Source organism: Escherichia sp. KCJ4928, from assembly GCF_004352695.1.
GTDB lineage: Bacteria > Pseudomonadota > Gammaproteobacteria > Enterobacterales > Enterobacteriaceae > ECMA0423.
This window is the reverse complement of the sequence record NZ_SJWV01000270.1, coordinates 1-3770: the sequence shown is the minus strand read 5'-3', so window position 1 is coordinate 3770 and position 3770 is coordinate 1. Positions and strand designations below refer to the sequence as shown.

Sequence of the window (3770 nt, the reverse complement as noted above, 5' to 3'; positions counted from 1 at the left end):
GTATATTCACTGACTCTCCTGTTAAACATTAATAACAACGTTCTCTATGGAGAGAGAATCATCCCATAATGGCGTATTTCAAGGTGGTTATTGCCTTTTGTAATTTAACCATCGGAATGTTGACCACTGACGAATGGAGTAGTAACACTAAATAGCTGTGCTTAATACCGCTACACTTTTGCCAGCCCATGTTTGCCTCCGGGGAATGGGCTGACGGTTTCCATAAAATGGCGAACTTTTTTCAACAGTTGCCACATTGATCGGCACTGATGATTACGCGTTATTGTGTCGTGAAATGCCTGCCATAGCCGTTCAACATGATTCACCCATGGCGAGTAAACCGGCTGATAAATGCCCCTGAACTTCGGGTTCTCCTTCAGCCAGCTCTGTGTTTCCCGGCTTTTGTGGATAATGTAGTTGTCCACGATCAGCGTGATGGTTTTCGCCCGACGGTATGTTGCTTTAAGCCGCTTCAGCAGGCTGATGAACAGCGCCGAACTTTTGCTGTTGCCGCCCACATAACTGACTTTACCTGTCCCGCTGTGCAGCGCTCCGGCCAGATAATATTTTTCATTCTGTCCCGGCGTGACCACCCGTTTTTGCTGTCCGCGCAGTTGCCAGTCCGCACCGATTTTGGGATGAAGATGGATATCCACTTCATCTTCATAAAAGACCGGATGCTCTGCGCTGCTCGTCCAGTGCTTTATGGATTGCGGCCATCTTTTCATCTTTATGCGGGTCACGGATACGCAGAGTTAGCGCAGCCCTTCGCCACACAATCCCCGCAGACGGCAACCAGCGGCGAACGGTTCCAGCATTTAACTGGCAACCGGTTATCTCATTGATTTTTATTGCCAGCAGTTCTGTACTCCAGCGTGAACGCTGGTAGCCAAAGTCGCCGGGAGAATGTTTTACCAGCTCACGTAACAGTGTGCAGATATGCTCAAACGGCCAGCGACGGGTACGTCCGGCAGGTAATGATTTCAGTCCCTCAACACCCGACTGCGTGAACCAGTTAATCCAGCGTCCAACAGAGGAACGGACGCAGCAGAGCGTTCTGGCAACGTCGCTGACACGGTCACCCCGGTGCAGCATCAGCATGGCAGTCAGTCTGCGGGCATAATTTTTATCGTGTGTTTTATGGATGGCTTTCTGCATCAGGCGTCGTTCGTCACGGGAAATTGGTGCTATGATCGGCATTGCTCACTCCGGTTGGTGATTTGTTTTGATTTGGCGATTGATCAGATCGCACAATCCGGGCTGAGTTCCCTCAAAGTGATCTACTATTCCGCGCAGCTATTTAGGGAGTTACCGAAGAAAAAAAGGGGGCCAGTCATTCAGGCATCATTTCCACAGCAAAACGATTTCAACTTTCTCACACTGGATTAATCTTTTTCTTCTTCACGGTCCTCTGGCGCTGGATTGCAGACACAGGCGTAGCTATTCTCCTGAAGATAGACTTGGCGTGGTTCTTTATGCTCTCGTACATTCTGAGTCTCTACCCCGGGTAGCTGCCCGGTTTAACATTCCCTGCCATAACACGGTTAAAAACTGGATAAAAGGCTACCACAAATCTGGTGATGAGGCCTTTTATCAGGTGCAGGAAGGAGAAAAGCATGACCCGTTCTGATGATGGCCATGAAAACGAGGCAAACATTACGCAGGAAGAGATGAAGAATAAGCTGCGTTATCTTCGCGCAGAAAATTCATATCTGAAAGCCATGCAGGAGCATTTCCTGGAAAAAAGCGCCTAGAACTGGAGAAAAAGCAAAAGTCATCCAGAACCTGAGGTGCGGACACTGCCAGTCTGACCTGTTAAAGGCCGCAGGGCTGGCCAGAAGCACGCAGTACTATCAGCAGTCACTGCAGAAGGCTAAGGACAAGTATGCAGATGTGAAACAGCTCATAGCCTCCATCTTCCATGAACACCGAGGATGTTATGGGTACCAGCGGATCCACTGTGAACTTCAGAAAAGATGTCTCAGGTTCAGTGGCAAAACGGTGCAAAAACTGATGCAGCAGCTTGGCCTGAAGTCTCCTGTGCGCCTGAAGAAATACCGGTCTTATCGGGTGAATATGGGACTCGCTGCAAAAAATATCCTTCAGTGACAGTTCAAAGCGAAAGCTCCCAGTGAGAAATGGGTGACAGATATCACCGAATTCAGGGCTGGCGGACAAAAACTGTACCTGTCCCCGATACTTGATTTGTTTAACGGGGAAATCGTGGCGAGGGAAACAGCCTGCAGGCCTACAGATGAGCTGGTGAAGCGGATGTTAAATAAGGGGCTGGAAAGCCTTGCTGAAGAGGAGAACCCGCTGCTCCGCAGTGTTCAGTAATAATGTAGGTATCAGTTTTTATCATCACTCTGTTTGCTGTTTAACCAGACAGCTGTGATTACTGATGCAGTGAAGACTTTCCCGCATCCTGACTCACACAGCGATCGACTTCTTGTGTCCTGCCCTGGACCTGTCAGTTGCCGGAAGCGCCTTCATGCGAGGCATCTCCTCACCGGTGCACGTGACCCAAGAAGGGCCTGACGGCTTGTCTCGTTACTGCCCTGTCCGGGGTATCAGTCTGGAGATTCAACTCTGTTTCCTCACAGGAGCTCAGTTATGGCAGGAAAAGTTACAGAAACCGCTGCTGTGGGTGGAGTGGATACACATAAAGATCTGCATATTGCCGCTGCCGTAGATCAGAACAATAAAGTTCTGGGGACCCAGTTGTTCTCCACAACACGGCAAGGTTACCGTAAGCGTACAGCCTGAACCGTCTGGTCAGAATCTGACGAATTAGACAAAGTGGTGTCCACCAAATAAGTAGTGGGAACCAAAGTGTCAGATATGCAGAAAAATGTGACTCCCGGCAGGCGAAAAGGCTGCCCTAATTATCCTCCCGAATTTAAACAGCAGCTCGTTGCTGCCTCCTGTGAACCCGGGATATCCATCTTAAAACTTGCTCTTGAAAATGGCATTAACGCCAATCTGTTGTTCAAATGGCGACAACAATGGCGCGAGGGAAAGCTGCTATTACCTTCTTCAGAGAGCCCCCAGCTACTTCCTGTGACTCTCGATGCAGCTGCCGAACAGCCAGAATCGCTCGCAGAGGACCCGGAAACCCTCAGTATCAGCTGTGAGGTAACGTTCCGGCACGGGACGCTCCGCTTCAATGGCAATGTCAGCGAAAAGCTCCTGACTCTGCTGATACAGGAACTGAAGCGATGATCCCGTTACCTTCCGGGACCAAAATTTGGCTGGTTGCCGGTATCACCGATATGATAAATGGCTTCAACGGCCTGGCTGCGAAAGTACAGACGGCGCTGAAAGACGATCCCATGTCCGGCCATGTTTTCATTTTCCGGGGCCGCAGCGGCAGTCAGGTTAAACTGCTGTGGTCCACCGGTGACGGGCTGTGCCTCCTGACCAAACGGCTGGAGCGTGGGCGCTTCGCCTGGCCGTCAGCCCGTGATGGCAAAGTGTTCCTTACGCAGGCGCAGCTGGCGATGCTGCTGGAAGGTATCGACTGGCGACAGCCTAAGCGGCTGCTGACCTCCCTGACCATGCTGTAAATCTCTTTATCCTGGTTGTCACAGAATAAGCCCGGTAAAATACGGGCTTATGAACGACATCTCTTCTGACGACATCCTCCTGCTGAAACAGCGCCTGGCCGAACAGGAAGCGCTGATCCACGCCCTGCAGGAAAAGCTGAGCAACCGGGAGCGCGAAATAGACCATCTGCAGGCGCAGCTGGATAAACTCCGCCGGATGAACTT

2 protein-coding genes and 4 pseudogenes are annotated in these 3770 nt (G+C 50.7%); 5 read left to right on the top strand and 1 reads right to left on the bottom strand.

What is annotated here, in order from left to right; genetic code table 11:
* Positions 1 to 170: 170 nt before the first annotated feature.
* Positions 171 to 1200, bottom strand: a pseudogene (locus tag E0D98_RS22145) (IS630 family transposase).
* A gap of 134 nt (positions 1201 to 1334) precedes the next feature.
* On the opposite strand from E0D98_RS22145, the pseudogene E0D98_RS22140 reads away from it, so the two are divergent.
* The 5 genes and pseudogenes from E0D98_RS22140 to E0D98_RS22120 all read left to right on the top strand — a co-directional run.
* Positions 1335 to 2322 (top strand): annotated as a pseudogene (locus E0D98_RS22140) (IS3 family transposase); the annotation flags it as partial.
* A gap of 291 nt (positions 2323 to 2613) precedes the next feature.
* Positions 2614 to 2754, top strand: a pseudogene (locus E0D98_RS22135) (IS110 family transposase); the annotation flags it as partial.
* Positions 2755 to 2841: 87 nt separating this feature from the next.
* A complete protein-coding gene (locus E0D98_RS22130) occupies positions 2842 to 3222 on the top strand; it encodes a transposase (protein ID WP_050877276.1) in 381 nt (126 codons plus the stop codon).
* Positions 3219 to 3566, top strand: coding sequence for an IS66 family insertion sequence element accessory protein TnpB (gene tnpB, locus E0D98_RS22125; RefSeq protein WP_050877270.1), 348 nt, complete (start codon positions 3219 to 3221; stop codon positions 3564 to 3566). The genes E0D98_RS22130 and tnpB overlap by 4 nt, the downstream gene beginning before the upstream one ends.
* A 49-nt stretch (positions 3567 to 3615) precedes the next feature.
* Positions 3616 to 3770, top strand: a pseudogene (locus tag E0D98_RS22120) (IS66 family transposase); the annotation flags it as partial.

Bases quoted from the DNA above. Each gene is read 5' to 3' on its own strand.
- tnpB (WP_050877270.1), top strand. From the start codon at position 3,219: ATGATCCCGTTACCTTCCGGGACCAAAATTTGGCTGGTTGCCGGTATC.
- E0D98_RS22130 (WP_050877276.1), top strand. From the start codon at position 2,842: ATGCAGAAAAATGTGACTCCCGGCAGGCGAAAAGGCTGCCCTAATTAT.